Raw genomic sequence first — 16,412 nt, forward strand, 5'->3', positions numbered from 1 at the left:
AAACCGGCCGGTTCTCCGGTCATTCGGCCAGTTACGACGGGTGGGGCGGGTCGGGGCGGGGCGCCTGTCTCTCCGGGCGGTCAGGCTTGATCCCTGCGAGCCAGGCGACCCGCCCCGCGACCCCTGCGCTCCTGCGGCCGGGAGGGTCGCACGTTACTGCCGGAGAGCGCGGAAACCGGCCGGTTCTCCGGTCATTCGGCCAGTAACGACGGGCGGGGCGGGTCGCCTGTCTCTCCGGGCGGTCAGGCTTGATCCCTGCGAGCCGGGCGCCCCGCCCCGCCCCGCGCTGCCTCCAGCCCGCCCTGTCCCCGCTGCTTCCCGGCGCGCGCTGCGTCGAGTGCCGGACGTGCGACGCCGGCGGCCCGCTTCCTCGTCGGGCCGCCGGCGCCGGTCGGGCCTAGTGGGCGGCCGACTCGTCCTGGATCTTCTTGGCGATCTGGGGCGGCATCGGCTCGTGCCCGGAGTAGGCGCGGGTGAAGGTCGCGGTGCCGTGCGAGAGCGAGCGCAGCTCGACGGCGTAGCGGGTCAGCTCGAGCTGGGGGACGTCGGCCACGATCTGGGTGCGCCCGGTGCCGACCGGCTCGCTGCCCGAGACGCGCCCCCGCCGGCCGGACAGGTCGCTCATGACGGCGCCGACGTACTCGTCGGCCACGAGCACGCGGATCTGGTCCACCGGCTCGAGCAGGGAGACGGTCGCCGCGGCGGCGGCCTCCTTGAGGGCGAGGCTGCCCGCCTGCTGGAAGGCCATGTCGGAGGAGTCCACCGAGTGGGCCTTGCCGTCGACGAGGGTGACCCGGATGTCGATCACGGGGTAGCCGGCCGCGACGCCGCGCTCCATCTGGGCGCGCACGCCCTTCTCCACGCTGGGGATGAAGTTGCGCGGCACGGCGCCGCCGACGACCTTGTCGACGAACTCGAAGCCCGAACCCGAGGGCAGCGGCTCCACCTCGATGTCGCAGACGGCGAACTGGCCGTGCCCGCCGGACTGCTTGACCAGCCGGCCGTGACCCTTGCTGGCGCCGGCGAAGGTCTCGCGCAGGGAGACCCGGACGGGCACGGAATCGACCGCGACGCCGTAGCGGTTGCGCAGGCGGTCGAGCAGCACGTCGACGTGCGCCTCGCCCATGCACCACAGCACGAGCTGGTTGGTCTCCGGGTTGCGCTCCAGGCGCATCGTGGGGTCCTCAGCCACGAGGCGGCCGAGGCTGGTGGCCAGCTTGTCGTCGTCGGCCTTGGAGTGGGCGACGATCGCGACGGGCAGCAGTGGGTCCGGCATCACCCACGGCTCGACGAGCAGCGGGTTCTCCTTCTCCGAGAGGGTGTCGCCGGTCTCGGCGCGGGTCAGCTTGGCGACGGCGACGATGTCGCCGGCCACGGCCGAGCCCACGGTGCGCTGGGTCTTGCCCAGCGGCGAGGACAGCGCGCCGACGCGCTCGTCGACGTCGTGGTCCTCGTGCCCGCGGTCGGGCGCGAAGTGGCCGGACACGTGCACGGTCTGGTCCGGCCGCAGCGTGCCGCTGAACACGCGCACGAGCGAGACCCGGCCCACGTACGGGTCGGTCGTGGTCTTGACCACCTCCGCGCACAGCGGGCCCTCGGGGTCGCACGCCAGGGGGTCGCGGGGGTCGCCGTCGGGGGAGGTGACGGCGGGCAGCGGGTGCTCGAGTGGCGACGGGAAGCCGCGGACCACCACCTCGAGCAGCTCGGCGGTGCCGAAGCCGGCGGGCGCCGACGCCGCGGCGAGGACCGGGTAGAAGGTGCCGCGCGCGACGGCGGTCTCGAGGTCGGCGATGAGGGTGTCGAGGTCGATCTCCTCGCCGCCGAGGTAGCGGTCCATGAGGGTCTCGTCCTCGCTCTCGGCGATGATCCCCTCGATGAGGGCGCTGCGCGCCTCCTCGATCAGCGGCAGGTGCTCGGCGTCCGGCTCGCGCGTGGTGCGGGTGCCGTCGGAGTAGTCCGAGACGGTCTGCGACAGCAGGCCCATGAGCCCGGCCACGCCGCCGTCGTCGCCGTGCATCGGCAGGTAGAGCGGCAGGACGCCGTCGCCGAACACGCGCTGGCAGATCGCCACCACGTCGGAGAAGTCGGACCGCTCCTTGTCGAGCTTGGTGACCACGACGGCGCGCGGCATGCCGACCGCGGCGCACTCCTCCCAGAGCAGCTGCGTCGACCCGTCGACGCCGTCGGCCGCGGACACCACGAACAGTGCGGCGTCGGCGGCGCGCAGCCCGGCGCGCAGGTCGCCCACGAAGTCGGCGTACCCGGGGGTGTCGATGAGGTTGACCTTGACGCCGTCGACCTCGAGGGGCGCGAGCGCGAGGCCCACGGACCGCTGCTGGCGCAGCTCGGCCTCGTCGAAGTCCGACACCGTCGTGCCGTCCTCGACGCGGCCGGGGCGGGTGAGCGTCCCGGCAGCCACGAGGAGCTGCTCGACCAGCGTGGTCTTCCCGGATCCGGACGGGCCGACCAGCACGACGTTGCGGATCCTGTCGGGTCGGTCGGCCTCGGGTGCCCTGCCCGCGGCCCCTGCACTGCTCTTGTCGGCCATGTCGATCGCCTCCGCGCCGTTGCCGATGGATCGTGCCCCCACCTTTCTCCTGCGGCTCGCGCGAGGCAACCGCTTCGTGCAGGACGCCCGCCACTACGCTCGGCACGTCATGCTCAACAACACCTCAGCCCGCCGGGTGCTCGCGGTCGTCGTCGAGCCGCTGGCCCGCGGGCTCCTGCGGATGGGCGTCTCGCCGGACGCCGTCACGCTCGTCGGCACGCTCGGCGCCGCCACCGGTGCGCTGGTCTTCTTCCCGCGCCAGCAGTGGTTCGTGGGCACGATCGTGATCGTCGCCTTCATCTTCAGCGACATGCTCGACGGCACCATGGCCCGGCTGTCCGGCCGCCAGGGCCCGTGGGGGGCCTACCTCGACTCGACGCTCGACCGGGTGGGCGACGGCGCGATCTTCACCGGACTCGCGCTGGGCTTCATGGCCGCGGGCGACACCCGGACGGCGGCCGTGGCGCTGGCCTGCCTCGTGGGCGGCGCCGTCGTCTCCTACGCCAAGGCCAGGGCCGAGGGCCTGGGCGCGACGGCCAACGTGGGCATCGCGGAGCGCGCCGAGCGCCTGCTCATCGCCCTGTTCGCCGCGGGCCTCTACGGGCTCGGCATCCCCTACCTGCTGCCGGCCGCGCTGTGGGTGCTGGCGGTGCTGTCGTGGGTGACGGTCGCGCAGCGAATGTGGCACGTGCGGGGGCAGCTGCGGACCACCACGGAGCCGGCCCCGTGAGCACCGTCACGGACACCCTGGTGGCCTGGGGCTACGGCGCCGGCTGGTCAACGGTGCGCCGGATGCCCGAGCGCATGGCGTACGCCACGTTCGAGCGCATGGCCGACACCCTGTGGGCCCGCCGTGGCAAGGACGTGACCCGGCTCGAGGCGAACCTGCGCCGCGTGATCGGCCCGGAGCCCAGCGAGGCCGAGCTGCGGGTGCTCTCGCGGGAGGGGATGCGCTCATACTTCCGCTACTGGTGCGAGGCGTTCCGGCTCCCGGGCTGGAGCCGGGCCCGCATCCTGGAGTCGATCCGCATCGTGGACGGCCACCACCTCGCCGACGGCCTCGCCACGGGGCGCGGGGTCGTCGTCGCGCTGCCGCACATGGGCAACTGGGACCACGCCGGCGCGTGGGCCACGCTGGCGCATTCCCCGGTGATCACGGTGGCCGAGCGGCTCAAGCCCGAGGACCTCTACGAGAAGTTCCTGGCCTACCGCCGCGGGCTCGGGATGGACGTCATCCCGCTCACCGGTGGCGACCCGCCGTTCCCCTACCTCGCCGACAAGCTGCGCGGGGGCGGGCTGGTGTGCCTGCTGGGCGACCGCGACATCAGCAGGTCCGGCGTCCCGGTCACGTTCTTCGGCTCCCGCGCCAAGTTCCCGGCCGGCCCCGCCGCGCTGGCGGTCGACACCGGGGCGGTGCTGCTCACCGCGGCGCTCTACCTCGAGGACGGCCGCAACACCGTGCGCTTCCGCGAGCCCGTCGCGGTGCCCACCGAGGGCGAGCGCTCGCGGCGCATCTTCCGCTCGACGCAGCTGGTGGCCGACCAGCTCGAGGAGGGGATCCGCGCACATCCCGCCGACTGGCACATGCTCCAGCGGCTGTGGGTGGAGGACCTCGACCCGAGCAGGGCGCCGCGGTGAGCCCCCGCCGGCACGGGGGCTGGCGATGAGGGTCGGGATCGTCTGCCCGTACGACTGGTCGACGCCGGGCGGCGTCCAGTTCCACGTGCGCGACCTCGCGGTGGCGCTCCAGCGCCTCGGCCACGAGGTGTCGGTGCTCTCGCCGTGCGAGGACGAGTCGGACCTGCCGGACTACGTCGTGTCGAGCGGGCGGCCCGTGTCGGTGTCCTACAACGGCTCCAAGGCCAAGGTCGCGCTCGGGCCGGTGTCGACGCGCCGCGTGCGGCGCTGGCTGCGCCACGGCGAGTTCGACGTCCTGCACGTGCAGGAGCCGGCCGCGCCGAGCATCTCGCTGCTGTCGCTGTGGTCCGCGCGCGGCCCGATCGTGGCCACGTGGCACTCGTCCATGGAGCGCTCGCGCGCGCTCTCCGCCGCCTACCCGGTCGTGCAGACCGCCCTCGAGAAGGTGAGTGCCCGCATCGCGGTGAGCGAGGCCGCGCGCCAGACCCTCGTCGAGCACATGGGCGGTGACGCCGTGCTCATCCCCAACGGCGTCGACTGCTCGGCCTTCGGGCACGCCGAGCCGCTCCCGGGCTGGCCGGGCGACGGGGGAGCGCTGTTCTTCATCGGCCGGATCGACGAGCCGCGCAAGGGCCTGCCGGTGCTGCTCGCGGCCATGCCCGCCATCGCGGCTGCGCACCCGGGCGTGCGACTGCTGGTGGCCGGCCCGGGCGACGACGCGGAGCTGCGGGCGGGACTGTCCCCGGACGTGTCGGCGCGGGTGGAGTACCTCGGCCTGGTGTCGGAGGAGGACAAGGCCCGCGCGTTCGTGTCGGCGGACCTCTACGTGGCGCCCAACACGGGCGGCGAGAGCTTCGGCATCGTGCTGCTCGAGGCCATGGCCAGCGGAACCCCCGTCCTGGCCAGCGACCTCGAGGCATTCCGGCGCGTCACCGCCGAGGGGCGGGCGGGGGCGTCGTTCGCCAACGAGGACCCGGCCGACCTCGCGCGGGCCGCGATCCGCCTGCTCGACGACGCCGCGGAGCGCGAGCGGCTGCGCCGCGAGGGGCTCGTGCGGGTGCGCGACTACGACTGGCAGACGGTCGCCCGCCGGGTGGTCGAGGTGTACGAGGCGGTCACCGTCACGGGCGAGAAGGTCCGCGAGGACTTCCGCGGCCAGGTCATCGGCCGGCTGTCGACCCGTCCCGGCCGGACCGAGCCGGCATGAGCACCCTCGTCGACCTCCTGGTCGCGGCCCTCCTGCTCGGCGGGGTCGCGGTCTACCTCTCGTCGATGGCTGGCCGGCTCGACCGCCTGCACCACCGCATCGAGTCGACCCACGCCGGGCTCGACGCCCAGCTCCTGCGGCGCGCCGCCGCGGCGCAGGACCTCGCGGCGTCCGGGCTGCTGGACCCCGCGTCGTCGGTGCTGCTCTCGGCGTCCGCCCAGGACGCTCTCGCCGCCGACCCGGAGGACTCCCGCGCGCGCACCGTGGCGGAGAGCGAGCTCACCCGCACGCTCGGCGCGGTCTTCTCCGACCCCGAGGACGCCGCCGCCGTGGTCGAGGCCGCGGGGCCGGACGACGCCGTGGCCGCCCAGATGGTGGACGAGCTCGCCGTGGCGTGCCGCCGGGTGGAGCTGGCCCGCCGGTTCCACAACGACGTCGTGCGCAGCACGCTCCAGCTGCGCCGCAAGCGGGTCGTGCGCTGGCTGCGCCTGGCCGGCTACACGCCGATGCCCTCGACGGTGGACTTCGACGACACCGTCCCGGCGGGCCTCGCCGGCCGCTGAGACACCGCGACGTAGGGTCCCGGTGGTGGCCCCGGCGGGGGGCCGGGCGAAGCGAGGACGACCGTGCGAGGCGTGAGGCACCACCGGACCACCAGGACGGCCGGGCTGGCCGCCGTCGCCGCGGCCGCGCTGGCCCTCGCGGCCTGCTCCTCGGGCGACTCGTCGGCCCCGAGCAGCACGCCCGCGGCGGCGTCGTCGTCCACGTCGGCGGCCGCGGCCAGCGAGACGCCGAGCGCGAGCCCCACGGTGGACACCGGCATCCCGGCCGGCGCGTCGCCGTTCTCCGGACGCGCCGGCGGAGCGGGCAAGCGGGTGCTGGTGGTCAAGTACGACAACACGCTCAACGCGCAGCCGCAGACCGGGCTCAAGGACGCCGACATCGTCTACATCGAGGAGGTCGAGTACGGCCTCACCCGGATCGCGGCGGTGTTCTCGACCAAGCTCCCGCCCGTGGTGGGCCCGGTGCGCAGCGCCCGCATCTCCGACATCGACCTGCTCGCCCAGTTCGGCAAGCCGGCGTTCGCCTACTCCGGCAGCCAGCACCGGCTGCGTCCGGTGCTGGCGCGTGCGTCGATCTACGACGTCTCCGGCGACATGGGACCGGCGGGCTACTTCCGCGACCTGCACCGGCCCGCGCCCTACAACTTCATGGGCAAGCCGGCCGAGCTCATGAAGCGCGCGCCGCACGCCTCGGTGGCCCGCGACATCGGCTTCGTCTTCGCCGTCCCGACGCCCAGCGGCGGCGTCAAGGTGCACAGCGCGAAGGTGCCCTACCCGGCGTCCTCGGCGCAGTTCGTGTGGGACTCCGCGGCGAAGTCCTTCGACGTCAGCATGAACGGGCGCCCCGCGCGGGCGACCGAGGGCGGCATCCAGCACGCCACCACCGTGGTGCTCCAGTTCGTCAAGCAGCGCGACTCCGGCTACCACGACAAGTTCGGTGGCCGGACGCCGCTGCTCACCACCACCGGCACGGGCAAGGCGTGGGTGCTGCGCGACGGCCGCGCCTACCTCGCCACCTGGTCGCGCCCGGTGGCGACCGGCGGCACCACGTTCACCGACAAGGCGGGCAACGTCATCGACTTCGCGCCCGGACAGGTGTGGGTGGCCCTGGTGAACCGCAGCGCCAAGGTCACCTTCGGCTGATCCCTGGCCCGTCCGGCCACCCGGCGTCCGCGCAGGCTCCCGGGTGGACCGGCGGCGCGCGGCCGGGCCGGTATCCTGAGCGGGCCGGGCGCACTCCGGCACCCCGCCCCTGCGATCACCGAGGTCCCTGATGCCCGACCAGCCCGAGTCCGCCACCCCCGGCACCGCCGCCGCCGGACGCCCCGAGGTGGGCACCGCGCGGGTCAAGCGCGGCATGGCCGAGATGCTCAAGGGCGGCGTGATCATGGACGTCGTCACGCCTGAGCAGGCGAAGATCGCCGAGGACGCCGGGGCCGTCGCGGTCATGGCGCTCGAGCGGGTCCCCGCCGACATCCGGGCCCAGGGCGGCGTCGCGCGCATGTCCGACCCGGACATGATCCAGGGGATCATCGAGTCCGTCTCGATCCCCGTGATGGCCAAGGCGCGCATCGGCCACTTCGCCGAGGCGCAGGTGCTCCAGGCTCTCGGCGTCGACTACATCGACGAGTCCGAGGTGCTCACCCCCGCCGACTACGAGAACCACATCGACAAGTGGGGCTTCACCGTCCCCTTCGTGTGCGGCGCGACCAACCTCGGCGAGGCCCTGCGCCGGATCACCGAGGGCGCGGCGATGATCCGCTCCAAGGGCGAGGCCGGCACGGGCGACGTGTCGAACGCCACCACGCACATGCGCCGCATCCGCGGCGAGCTGGCCCGGCTGCGGTCGATGTCCAAGGACGAGCTGTACGTCGCCGCCAAGGAGCTGCAGGCCCCGTACGACCTCGTGGCCGAGGTGGCCGAGCTCGGCGAGCTCCCCGTGGTGCTGTTCACCGCCGGCGGCATCGCGACCCCGGCCGACGCCGCGATGATGATGCAGCTCGGTGCGCAGGGCGTGTTCGTCGGCTCCGGCATCTTCAAGTCCGGCAACCCGGCCCAGCGCGCCGACGCGATCGTGCAGGCGACCCTGCACTACGACGACCCCGGGATCGTGGCCAAGGTGAGCCGCGGGCTCGGCGAGGCCATGGTGGGGATCAACGTCGCCGACCTTCCGGTCCACCACCGCCTCGAGGACCGCGGCTGGTGAGCACGGCCCCGCTGGTCGGGGTCCTCGCCCTCCAGGGCGACGTGCGCGAGCACGTCCGGGCGCTCGCGGCCGCGGGCGCGCAGACGCGTGCCGTCCGTCGCCCCGAGGAGCTCGAGGGCCTCGACGGCCTCGTGATCCCCGGTGGCGAGTCCACCACCATGAGCAAGCTCGCGGTGCGCTGGGGGCTGCTCGAGCCGTTGCGCGACCTGGTGCGCCGCGGCGTGCCGGCCTACGGCTCGTGCGCCGGGATGATCATGCTGGCCGACCGGATCGAGGGCGGCCGGCCGGACCAGGAGACCGTGGGCGGGCTCGACGCCACGGTGCGGCGCAACGCCTTCGGCCGCCAGGTGGACAGCTTCGAGGCCGACCTCGACGTTCCCGTGCTCGGGCCGCCCGCCCTGCACGCGGTGTTCATCCGCGCGCCGTGGGTGGAGAGCGTGGGGCCGGACGTGACGGTGCTCGGGACGGTCGCCGCCGGTCCGGCCGCCGGTAGGATCGTGGCGGTGCGCCAGGGGACCGTGCTGGCGACCTCCTTCCACCCGGAGCTGACCGGCGACCACCGGGTGCACGCGTACTTCGTCGAGATGGTGAGAGAGCAGGCATGAGCGGCCACTCCAAGTGGGCGACCACGAAGCACAAGAAGGCCGTGGTCGATGCGAAGCGCAGCAAGCTGTTCGCGAAGCTGATCAAGAACATCGAGGTCGCGGCCCGCATGGGCGGCGGCGACCCCGACGCGAACCCCACCCTCTACGACGCCATCTACAAGGCCAAGAAGAACTCGGTCCCGAACGACAACATCGACCGCGCGGTCAAGCGCGGGTCCGGCGCGGAGGCCGGCGGTGCCGAGTACTCCACGATCATGTACGAGGGCTACGGCCCCAACGGTGTCGCGGTGCTCGTCGAGTGCCTCACCGACAACCGCAACCGCGCGGCCTCCGACGTGCGGGTCGCGATGACCCGCAACGGCGGGTCGATGGCCGACCCGGGGTCGGTGTCCTACCTGTTCAGCCGCAAGGGCGTCGTCATCGTCCCCAAGGGCACGCTCAGCGAGGACGACGTTCTCGGGGCCGTGCTCGACGCCGGTGCCGAGGAGGTCAACGACCTCGGCGAGGCCTTCGAGGTGGTCAGCGCCGCGGGCGACGTCGTCGCGGTCCGCACGGCGCTGCAGGCCGAGGGCATCGACTACGAGTCGGCCGAGACCTCGTTCCTGCCGAGCATGCAGGTGGAGGTCGACGAGGACACCGCCCGCAAGGTGCTACGGCTCATCGACGCCCTCGAGGACAACGACGACGTCCAGAACGTCTTCGTCAACGCCGACTTCACCGACGAGGTCCTCGAGGCCATCGACGCGTAGCGTCGGTGGCCTCCACTCCGAGTCGAGAAGTTCTCGAGGTAATCGACGCGTAGGGTCGCTCGTCCCCGTCCACCCCGGATCGGCTCCGTGGCGTCGGCGTGTCCTGGCGTGGGGTGGTCCCGGCGTCGGCTAGCATCCGAACACCTGTACGGGGCAGCTGGCGAGGAAGGGGTCGGAGGCGCATGCGTGTGCTCGGGGTCGACCCCGGCCTGACCCGGTGCGGGGTCGGCGTGGTCGACGGCGCACCCGGCCGCGTGCTGTCGCTCGTGCACGTCGAGGTGGTGCGCACGGCTCCCGACGACGACCTCGCCACCCGGCTGCTGGCCGTCGAGCGCGGGATCGAGGCGGTGCTCGACGCCACGCGCCCGGACGCGCTGGCCGTGGAGCGGGTGTTCAGCCAGCACAACGTGCGCACGGTGATGGGCACCGCCCAGGCCGGCGCGATCGCCGTGGTCGCGGCCGCGCGCCGGGGCATCCCGGTCGCCGTGCACACCCCGAGCGAGGTCAAGGCCGCGGTGACCGGCCACGGACGTGCGGACAAGGCGCAGGTGGGCGCCATGGTGGCCCGGCTGCTGCGCCTGGCCGAGGCACCTCGCCCGGCCGACGCCGCCGACGCCCTCGCCCTGGCCATCTGCCACCTGTGGCGCGGCGACGCCTCGGCCCGCCTCGCGGCGGCCGCCGCGGCCGCGCCGCGCTCCCGCATCCCGGCCCGGGGCTCCCGGGCCGTCCCCGCCCGCGCGCACCTGTCCGGAGGCCGTCCGTGATCGCCTACGTCCGCGGGGCCGTGGCGTCCCTGGGTCCCGACACCGCCGTGGTGGACGTGGCCGGCGTCGGGCTCGAGCTGCAGTGCGCGCCGGGCACGCTCGCCGAGCTGCGCGTCGGGCAGACCGCCACGCTGGCCGCCTCCCTGGTGGTGCGCGAGGACTCGCTGACGCTCTACGGCTTCGCCGACGAGGACGAGCGCAGCGTGTTCGAGATCCTCCAGACGGTCAGCGGGGTGGGGCCGCGGCTGGCCCAGGCGCTGCTCGCCGTCCACTCTCCCGACGCCCTGCGCCAGGCCGTGGCCACCGAGGACGTCGCCGCGCTCATGCAGGTCTCCGGCGTCGGCCGCAAGGGCGCCCAACGGCTCGTGCTCGAGCTCAAGGACCGGCTCGGCGCCCCGAGCGGACCCGTCGTCGACCTCTCCGCGCCGCCGGCCGCCGCGGCGCCCGCCTGGCACGGGCAGGTGCACGCGGCGCTCGTGGGTCTGGGCTGGTCGGCCAAGGAGGCCGAGGCCGCGCTGGTCGCCGTCGCCGAGGACACCCCGCCCGACGCCGATGTCGCCGCCGTGCTGCGCGCGGCCCTGCGCTCGCTGGACCGCGGATGACGGGCCGGCACCCCGATGCGGACCGGGCCGCGCTCGAGGTCGTGCACGAGGACGGCTCGCGCCTCGTGGCGCCCGAGCTGGCCGGCGACGACGCCGCGGTCGAGGGCGCCCTGCGTCCCCGCACGCTGGAGGCGTTCATCGGCCAGCAGCGGGTGAAGGACCAGCTCGGCCTGGTGCTCGAGGCGGCCGCGGCACGGGGCCGGGCCGCCGACCACGTGCTGCTCGCCGGCCCGCCCGGCCTCGGCAAGACCACGCTGTCGATGATCATCGCGGCCGAGCTCGGCGTGCCGATGCGGGTCACCAGCGGGCCGGCCCTGCAGCACGCGGGCGACCTCGCGGCGGTGCTGTCGAGCCTGGTGCCGGGGGAGGTGCTGTTCCCCGACGAGATCCACCGGATGTCGCGCGCGGCCGAGGAGATGCTCTACCTCGCGATGGAGGACTTCCGGGTCGACATCATCGTGGGCAAGGGCCCGGGCGCGACGGCCATCCCGCTCGAGCTCCCGGCGTTCACCCTGGTGGGCGCCACCACCCGGGCCGGCCTGCTGCCCGGTCCGCTGCGCGACCGCTTCGGCTTCACGGCCCACATGGACTTCTACGAGCCGGGCGACCTGCGCGCGATCCTCACCCGCAGCGCAGCCCTGCTCGACGTCGACCTCGACGGCGCCGCCGCAGACGAGATCGCCCTGCGCAGCCGGGGCACGCCCCGGGTGGCCAACCGGCTGCTGCGCCGGGTGCGCGACTACGCCCAGGTGCGCGCGGACGGCCGGGTCGACCTCGCCGTGGCCCGGGCCGCGCTCGCGCTCTACGAGGTCGACGGGATCGGGCTCGACCGGATCGACCGCGCGGTGCTCGACGCGCTGCTGCGGCGCTTCGGCGGCGGTCCCGTCGGGCTGTCCACGCTCGCCGTGGCGGTGGGCGAGGAGCCCGAGACGGTCGAGAGCGTGTGCGAGCCGTTCCTCGTCCGCGCCGGCCTGCTGGCCCGCACCTCGCGCGGCCGGGCGGCCACGCCCGCGGCGTGGGAGCACCTGGGCCTCACCCCGCCCCGGGGCAGCACGCCCGTGCCGCCGTTCGCGGAGCTCGGCGACGCCGAGGACGCCCCCGACGGGCGCGAGGATTCGGGTCCGGGCGCCGGCCCTGCCTAGACTCGACGCTCCACGCCGGGCCGGACGGGCCCGCGCCGACGAAGGGCCCCGTTGTGGACCTGGGCGTTGTGCTGCCCCTCCTGCTGCTCGCGGCGGCGTTCTACCTGCTCATCCTGCGTCCCACCCGCACCCGCCAGGCGGCGGCGCGGGCCACGCAGGCGGCGCTCGCCCCCGGCCGTCGCGTCATGACCACCGCGGGCCTGTTCGGCACCGTGGTGAGCATCGAGGACGGCGAGGTCGAGCTCGAGATCGCCCCGGGGGTGGTCGTGCGCTACGTCGTGGCCGCCGTCGCGCAGGTGCTCGACGTCCCGGCCGGGCCGGATCTCGCCGACGACTCCTCGGGTGCGACCGGGCCCGGGGACGCCCGCCCGGAGCCGGGAACCGGCACGGGCGGCCCGGCGTCCTCACCGGGGGGCGACACGCCTGAGGGCTAGCCCCGGTCGGAGGACGGCCTCGTCGTCCTCCATACTTCTCAGGCACGACGTCGTGGGGAGCCCCGCAGCGCCGTGCCCGGGAGCAGCCCGGACACGGAACGACATCCGCCGGTCCCCGGGGCCGGCACCGCAGGTCCCGCGCAGGGCGGGCACGAGAGGTTCCCGCCGGGGGCGCGACGCGCCTCCGCGGGACGCACGGGAGACATGACGGTGGCAGCACCGACTCAGCGGCACACGGCGCCCGGCCGCACGCTGGCGATCCTGGGGGCCTTCATCGTCCTCCTCGGCGCCTGGACGTTCTGGCCCGGCGAGTCGCACACGCCGAAGCTCGGCCTCGACCTCCGCGGCGGCACCCAGGTCATCCTGACGCCGGTCCCGGAGCCGGGCACGAACGGCACGGTGAGCGACGACCAGCTCAACCAGACCGTGGAGATCATCCGCCAGCGCGTCGACGGGTTCGGCGTCGCCGAGGCCGAGGTGACCACCCAGGGCAGCGGCGCCAACGCCAGCATCCTGGTGTCGATCCCCGGCACCACCAACCAGCAGATCCTCGACTCCCTGGCCACGACGGCGAAGCTGGACTTCCGCCCCGTGCTCGAGGAGGCCGCCGGCGCCCCGACGCCCACCGCCTCGCCCACCCCGTCGGCCACCGGCTCCGGCACGGCGTCCCCGAGCGCCTCGCCGTCCGCCACTGCCTCGTCGTCGGCCACCGCCTCCGCCACGGCGTCGTCCACCGCGTCGGCCACCGCCTCGTCGTCGGCGTCGGGCAACGGGGCGCCGCTCACCGCGGCCCTGCGCGCTGGCACGGCCAACTCGGCCAGCCCCAGCGCGAGCCCCAGCACGACCGCCAGCCCCAGCCCCTCGGCCAGCGGCTCGGCCACGGTGACGTCGGTGAACGGTCTGCCGCCGATCCAGTCCTCGGAGAACAACGCCGAACTCGAGCAGGCCTACCAGAGCCTCGACTGCAGCAAGACCGGCGCCACCAAGGGCGGCCCGGCCGACCCGAACAAGTTCCTGGTCACCTGCTCCAAGGACGGCGCGGTCAAGTACCTGCTCGACAAGGCCGCCGTCCAGGGCACCGAGATCGCCAGCGCCTCGGCCGGCATCAACACCCAGGGGGGCGGCGGCTGGGAGGTCAACCTGACCTTCACCAGCACGGGCGCCGAGCAGTTCGCGACGGTCACCGGCCAGCTGGCCCAGAAGCCGTCCCCGCAGAACCAGTTCGGCATCGTGCTCGACGGCCTGGTCGAGTCCTCGCCGTACGTCAGCAGCGCCATCCTGGGCGGCAGCGCGGTCATCACCGGCTCCTTCACCGCCGACGAGGCCAAGGCGCTGGCCAACGTGCTCAAGTACGGCTCGCTGCCGGTCACCCTCGAGGTGTCCTCGGTGGAGCAGATCTCGCCCACGCTCGGCCAGGACCAGCTCGACGCCGGTCTCATCGCCGGCGCCCTCGGCCTGCTCCTCGTCGTGATCTACCTCGTGATCTACTACCGCGCCCTCGGCCTGGTCGCGGTGGCGTCGCTGCTCGTGGCCGGCGCGATCAGCTACGGGCTGTTCGTCGTGCTGGGCCGCCAGCTGGGCTTCGCGCTCTCGCTGGCGGGCGTGGCCGGTGCGATCGTCGCGATCGGCATCACGGCCGACTCGTTCGTCGTGTACTTCGAACGCATACGTGACGAGATCCGCGAGGGTCGCAGCCTGCGCGCGGCCGGCGACGCCGGATGGATCCGGGCCCGGCGCACGATCCTGGCGGCCGACTTCGTGTCGTTCCTCGCCGCGATCGTCCTGTACTTCCTGTCCGTCGGCAGCGTCCGCGGCTTCGCCTTCACGCTGGGCCTCACCACGCTCGTCGACGTCGCCGTCGCGTTCCTGTTCACGCGCCCGCTGGTGTCGATCCTGATGCGCACGGCGTGGTTCACCTCGGGGAGCCACTGGACCGGCCTGTCGCCGGACCGGCTGGGCGTCAAGCCCGAGGTGGTCCCCGTGGCCGCGCGACCCGTGAAGGAGCCGTCATGAGCCGCATCGGCAGCCTCGGTCACCGCCTCTACAGCGGCGAGGTCTCCTACGACTTCGTCGGCAAGCGCCGTCGCTGGTACGCCATCTCCGGCGCCATCGTGATCCTGGCGCTCATCGGGCTCTTCGGCCGCGGCCTCAACCTCGGCATCGAGTTCAAGGGCGGCTCGCAGTTCACGATCCCGTCCACCACCGCGACCGTCGAGCAGGCGCGCGCGGCGGTGGCGGCGTCGGGCGTGCCGGGAACCTCGGACGCCGTCGTCACGCAGATCGGCAGCGACAAGATCCAGATCCAGACGATCCCGCTGACGCCGACGCAGTCCGCGGCGGTCACCCAGCAGCTCGCGAAGGACCTCGGGGTCTCGCAGGGCGACATCGGTGTCGAGCTGATCGGGCCCAGCTGGGGCGGTGAGATCACCAAACGCGCGGTCCAGGGCCTCATCGTGTTCCTGGTGCTCGTCGTGGTGTTCCTGTCCGCCTACTTCGAGTGGCGGCTCGCCGTCGCGGCGCTGATCGCCCTGATGCACGACCTCGTCATCACGATCGGCATCTACGCGCTGACCGGCTTCGAGGTCACGCCGGCCACCGTGATCGGCGTGCTCACGATCCTGGGCTTCTCGCTCTACGACACGGTCGTGGTGTTCGACAAGGTGAAGGAGAACACCCGCTCGATCACCTCGGGCAACCGGGTCACCTACAGCGAGGCCGCGAACCTGGCGCTCAACCAGACCCTGGTGCGGTCGATCAACACCTCCGTGGTCGCGCTGCTGCCGGTCACGGCGATCCTCGTGATCGGCGTGGGCCTGCTCGGCGCCGGCACGCTCAAGGACCTCGCGCTCGCCCTGTTCGTCGGCACCGCCGCGGGCACCTACTCGTCGATCTTCATCGCGACGCCGGTGGCCTGCCAGCTGCAGGAGCAGCGCCCGGAGATGAAGGCCCTGGCCGCCCGCGTGGCCGCCCGGCGTGCCGGCGGCGACTCGCGCCGCTCGTCGCGCCGCAGCGGCGGCGGTACGGCCACCGCCGTGCTCGAGGACGTCGAGGTCGAGTCGGACGCCGAGTCCGACGGCCCCGCGACGGTCACCCGCGACGACCTCACGGCGTCGCCCGTGACCCAGACCGGCCCGCGGGCCCAGCCCCGGCGCAACCAGACCCGAAGCCAGCGCAAGCGCAAGCGGTGAGCGAGCTCGACGCCCTCCTCGACGCGCGGGTGAGGTCCATCCCGGACTGGCCCGTGCCGGGCGTCGTGTTCCGCGACATCACGCCGCTGCTGGCCGACCCGGCCGGGCTGCGCACCCTGTGCGCCGCGATGGCCGAGGGCCTCGACGGCCTGGGCGCCGGCGGGGTGGACCTCGTGGCCGGCGTCGAGGCGCGCGGCTTCGTGCTCGGCGCACCCCTGGCCCTCGACCTCGGCGTGGGCTTCGTGCCGGTGCGCAAGCAGGGCAAGCTGCCCGGCGACGTGCACACCGAGACCTACGACCTCGAGTACGGCAGCGCCACGCTCGAGATCCAGGTGGACGCCGTGGCCGCGGGCCACCGGGTGGTGCTGGTCGACGACGTGCTGGCCACGGGCGGCACCGCGGCCGCCTCGGCGGCGCTCTTGCGCAGCGCGGGGGCCGAGGTGGTGGCCCTGGTGGTGCTGCTCGAGCTCGCCGCGCTCGGTGGCCGAGCCGCCCTGGGGGACCTGCCCGTGGTCGCGCTGCGCACGCTCTGAGCGGACACCGCACGTGCCGCCCCGCCTCCGCGTGCCTGCCGGCCGGGCGTGCGGCCGAGCCGTGCGCGTGACCGGCGTCGTCCGAACGTAGACTCGGACACCTCCCGACCCGACCAGGGGGCCACGTGGCAGAGGACGTCGTCCGGGGGGCCGGCACCGAGGTGCCCGCCCCGCCGACACCCGCGCCCGTCACGTCCCCGGCCGTCGAGGCCACGAGCCGCCGCTCGCTGCTG

The 16,412-nt window shown here is 74.1% G+C and carries 16 protein-coding genes; 15 read left to right on the forward strand and 1 reads right to left on the reverse strand.

Translation table 11 applies throughout. The features are described 5' to 3' along the window. Positions 1 to 397 precede the first annotated feature (397 nt). Entirely contained in the window at positions 398 to 2,548 is a 2,151-nt protein-coding gene (locus GC157_06540) for an elongation factor G-like protein EF-G2 (protein ID MBI1377122.1), read from the reverse strand. 109 nt (positions 2,549 to 2,657) lie between these two features. On the opposite strand from GC157_06540, the gene GC157_06545 reads away from it, so the two are divergent. The 15 genes from GC157_06545 to GC157_06615 all read left to right on the forward strand — a co-directional run bounded on the left by GC157_06545 (position 2,658) and on the right by GC157_06615 (position 16,179). After that, a complete protein-coding gene (locus GC157_06545; GenBank protein ID MBI1377123.1) occupies positions 2,658 to 3,278 on the forward strand; it encodes a CDP-alcohol phosphatidyltransferase family protein in 621 nt (206 codons plus the stop codon). Then, the gene (locus GC157_06550) at positions 3,275 to 4,186 is read left to right on the forward strand and encodes a phosphatidylinositol mannoside acyltransferase (protein ID MBI1377124.1); all 912 of its coding nucleotides are present in this window, start codon (positions 3,275 to 3,277) and stop codon (positions 4,184 to 4,186) included. The genes GC157_06545 and GC157_06550 overlap by 4 nt, the downstream gene beginning before the upstream one ends. A gap of 25 nt (positions 4,187 to 4,211) precedes the next feature. After that, positions 4,212 to 5,393 (forward strand): glycosyltransferase, encoded by a 1,182-nt coding sequence (locus tag GC157_06555; GenBank protein MBI1377125.1) that lies wholly within the window; start codon positions 4,212 to 4,214, stop codon positions 5,391 to 5,393. Then, positions 5,390 to 5,956 (forward strand): hypothetical protein, encoded by a 567-nt coding sequence (locus GC157_06560; protein MBI1377126.1) that lies wholly within the window; start codon positions 5,390 to 5,392, stop codon positions 5,954 to 5,956. Before GC157_06555 ends, GC157_06560 begins: the two co-directional genes overlap by 4 nt. A gap of 63 nt (positions 5,957 to 6,019) precedes the next feature. Beyond that, positions 6,020 to 7,099: a DUF3048 domain-containing protein gene (locus GC157_06565; protein MBI1377127.1), complete on the forward strand. Its 1,080-nt coding sequence runs from the start codon at positions 6,020 to 6,022 to the stop codon at positions 7,097 to 7,099. 130 nt (positions 7,100 to 7,229) lie between these two features. Next, positions 7,230 to 8,162 carry a pyridoxal 5'-phosphate synthase lyase subunit PdxS gene (gene pdxS / locus GC157_06570; GenBank protein ID MBI1377128.1) on the forward strand — a complete coding sequence of 311 codons (933 nt, stop codon included), beginning with the start codon at positions 7,230 to 7,232 and terminating at the stop codon, positions 8,160 to 8,162. Beyond that, complete coding sequence (gene pdxT / locus GC157_06575) at positions 8,159 to 8,767, forward strand: pyridoxal 5'-phosphate synthase glutaminase subunit PdxT (protein MBI1377129.1); 609 nt, start codon at positions 8,159 to 8,161, stop codon at positions 8,765 to 8,767. Before pdxS ends, pdxT begins: the two co-directional genes overlap by 4 nt. Beyond that, entirely contained in the window at positions 8,764 to 9,516 is a 753-nt protein-coding gene (locus GC157_06580; protein MBI1377130.1) for a YebC/PmpR family DNA-binding transcriptional regulator, read from the forward strand. Before pdxT ends, GC157_06580 begins: the two co-directional genes overlap by 4 nt. A 182-nt stretch (positions 9,517 to 9,698) precedes the next feature. Beyond that, positions 9,699 to 10,280 (forward strand): crossover junction endodeoxyribonuclease RuvC, encoded by a 582-nt coding sequence (gene ruvC, locus GC157_06585; GenBank protein MBI1377131.1) that lies wholly within the window; start codon positions 9,699 to 9,701, stop codon positions 10,278 to 10,280. Further along, positions 10,277 to 10,882, forward strand: coding sequence for a Holliday junction branch migration protein RuvA (ruvA, locus tag GC157_06590; GenBank protein ID MBI1377132.1), 606 nt, complete (start codon positions 10,277 to 10,279; stop codon positions 10,880 to 10,882). The genes ruvC and ruvA overlap by 4 nt, the downstream gene beginning before the upstream one ends. Then, entirely contained in the window at positions 10,879 to 12,024 is a 1,146-nt protein-coding gene (gene ruvB / locus GC157_06595) for a Holliday junction branch migration DNA helicase RuvB (protein MBI1377133.1), read from the forward strand. Before ruvA ends, ruvB begins: the two co-directional genes overlap by 4 nt. After that, complete coding sequence (gene yajC / locus GC157_06600) at positions 11,826 to 12,458, forward strand: preprotein translocase subunit YajC (GenBank protein MBI1377134.1); 633 nt, start codon at positions 11,826 to 11,828, stop codon at positions 12,456 to 12,458. Before ruvB ends, yajC begins: the two co-directional genes overlap by 199 nt. 204 nt (positions 12,459 to 12,662) lie before the next feature. Then, complete coding sequence (gene secD, locus GC157_06605) at positions 12,663 to 14,471, forward strand: protein translocase subunit SecD (GenBank protein ID MBI1377135.1); 1,809 nt, start codon at positions 12,663 to 12,665, stop codon at positions 14,469 to 14,471. After that, positions 14,468 to 15,646: a protein translocase subunit SecF gene (secF, locus tag GC157_06610; protein ID MBI1377136.1), complete on the forward strand. Its 1,179-nt coding sequence runs from the start codon at positions 14,468 to 14,470 to the stop codon at positions 15,644 to 15,646. The genes secD and secF overlap by 4 nt, the downstream gene beginning before the upstream one ends. After that, entirely contained in the window at positions 15,643 to 16,179 is a 537-nt protein-coding gene (locus GC157_06615; protein MBI1377137.1) for an adenine phosphoribosyltransferase, read from the forward strand. Before secF ends, GC157_06615 begins: the two co-directional genes overlap by 4 nt. Positions 16,180 to 16,412: the final 233 nt, after the last annotated feature.

Source organism: Frankiales bacterium (assembly GCA_016125335.1).
In the GTDB taxonomy this organism is placed as follows: Bacteria; Actinomycetota; Actinomycetes; order S36-B12; family CAIYMF01; genus Longivirga.

Coding starts and splice junctions, on each gene's coding strand:
- GC157_06540 (MBI1377122.1), bottom strand. CDS start 2,548: ATGGCCGACAAGAGCAGTGCAGGGGCCGCGGGCAGGGCACCCGAGGCC.
- GC157_06545 (MBI1377123.1), top strand. CDS start 2,658: ATGCTCAACAACACCTCAGCCCGCCGGGTGCTCGCGGTCGTCGTCGAG.
- GC157_06555 (MBI1377125.1), top strand. CDS start 4,212: ATGAGGGTCGGGATCGTCTGCCCGTACGACTGGTCGACGCCGGGCGGC.
- GC157_06560 (MBI1377126.1), top strand. CDS start 5,390: ATGAGCACCCTCGTCGACCTCCTGGTCGCGGCCCTCCTGCTCGGCGGG.
- pdxS (MBI1377128.1), top strand. CDS start 7,230: ATGCCCGACCAGCCCGAGTCCGCCACCCCCGGCACCGCCGCCGCCGGA.
- GC157_06580 (MBI1377130.1), top strand. CDS start 8,764: ATGAGCGGCCACTCCAAGTGGGCGACCACGAAGCACAAGAAGGCCGTG.
- ruvC (MBI1377131.1), top strand. CDS start 9,699: ATGCGTGTGCTCGGGGTCGACCCCGGCCTGACCCGGTGCGGGGTCGGC.
- ruvB (MBI1377133.1), top strand. CDS start 10,879: ATGACGGGCCGGCACCCCGATGCGGACCGGGCCGCGCTCGAGGTCGTG.
- secD (MBI1377135.1), top strand. CDS start 12,663: ATGACGGTGGCAGCACCGACTCAGCGGCACACGGCGCCCGGCCGCACG.
- secF (MBI1377136.1), top strand. CDS start 14,468: ATGAGCCGCATCGGCAGCCTCGGTCACCGCCTCTACAGCGGCGAGGTC.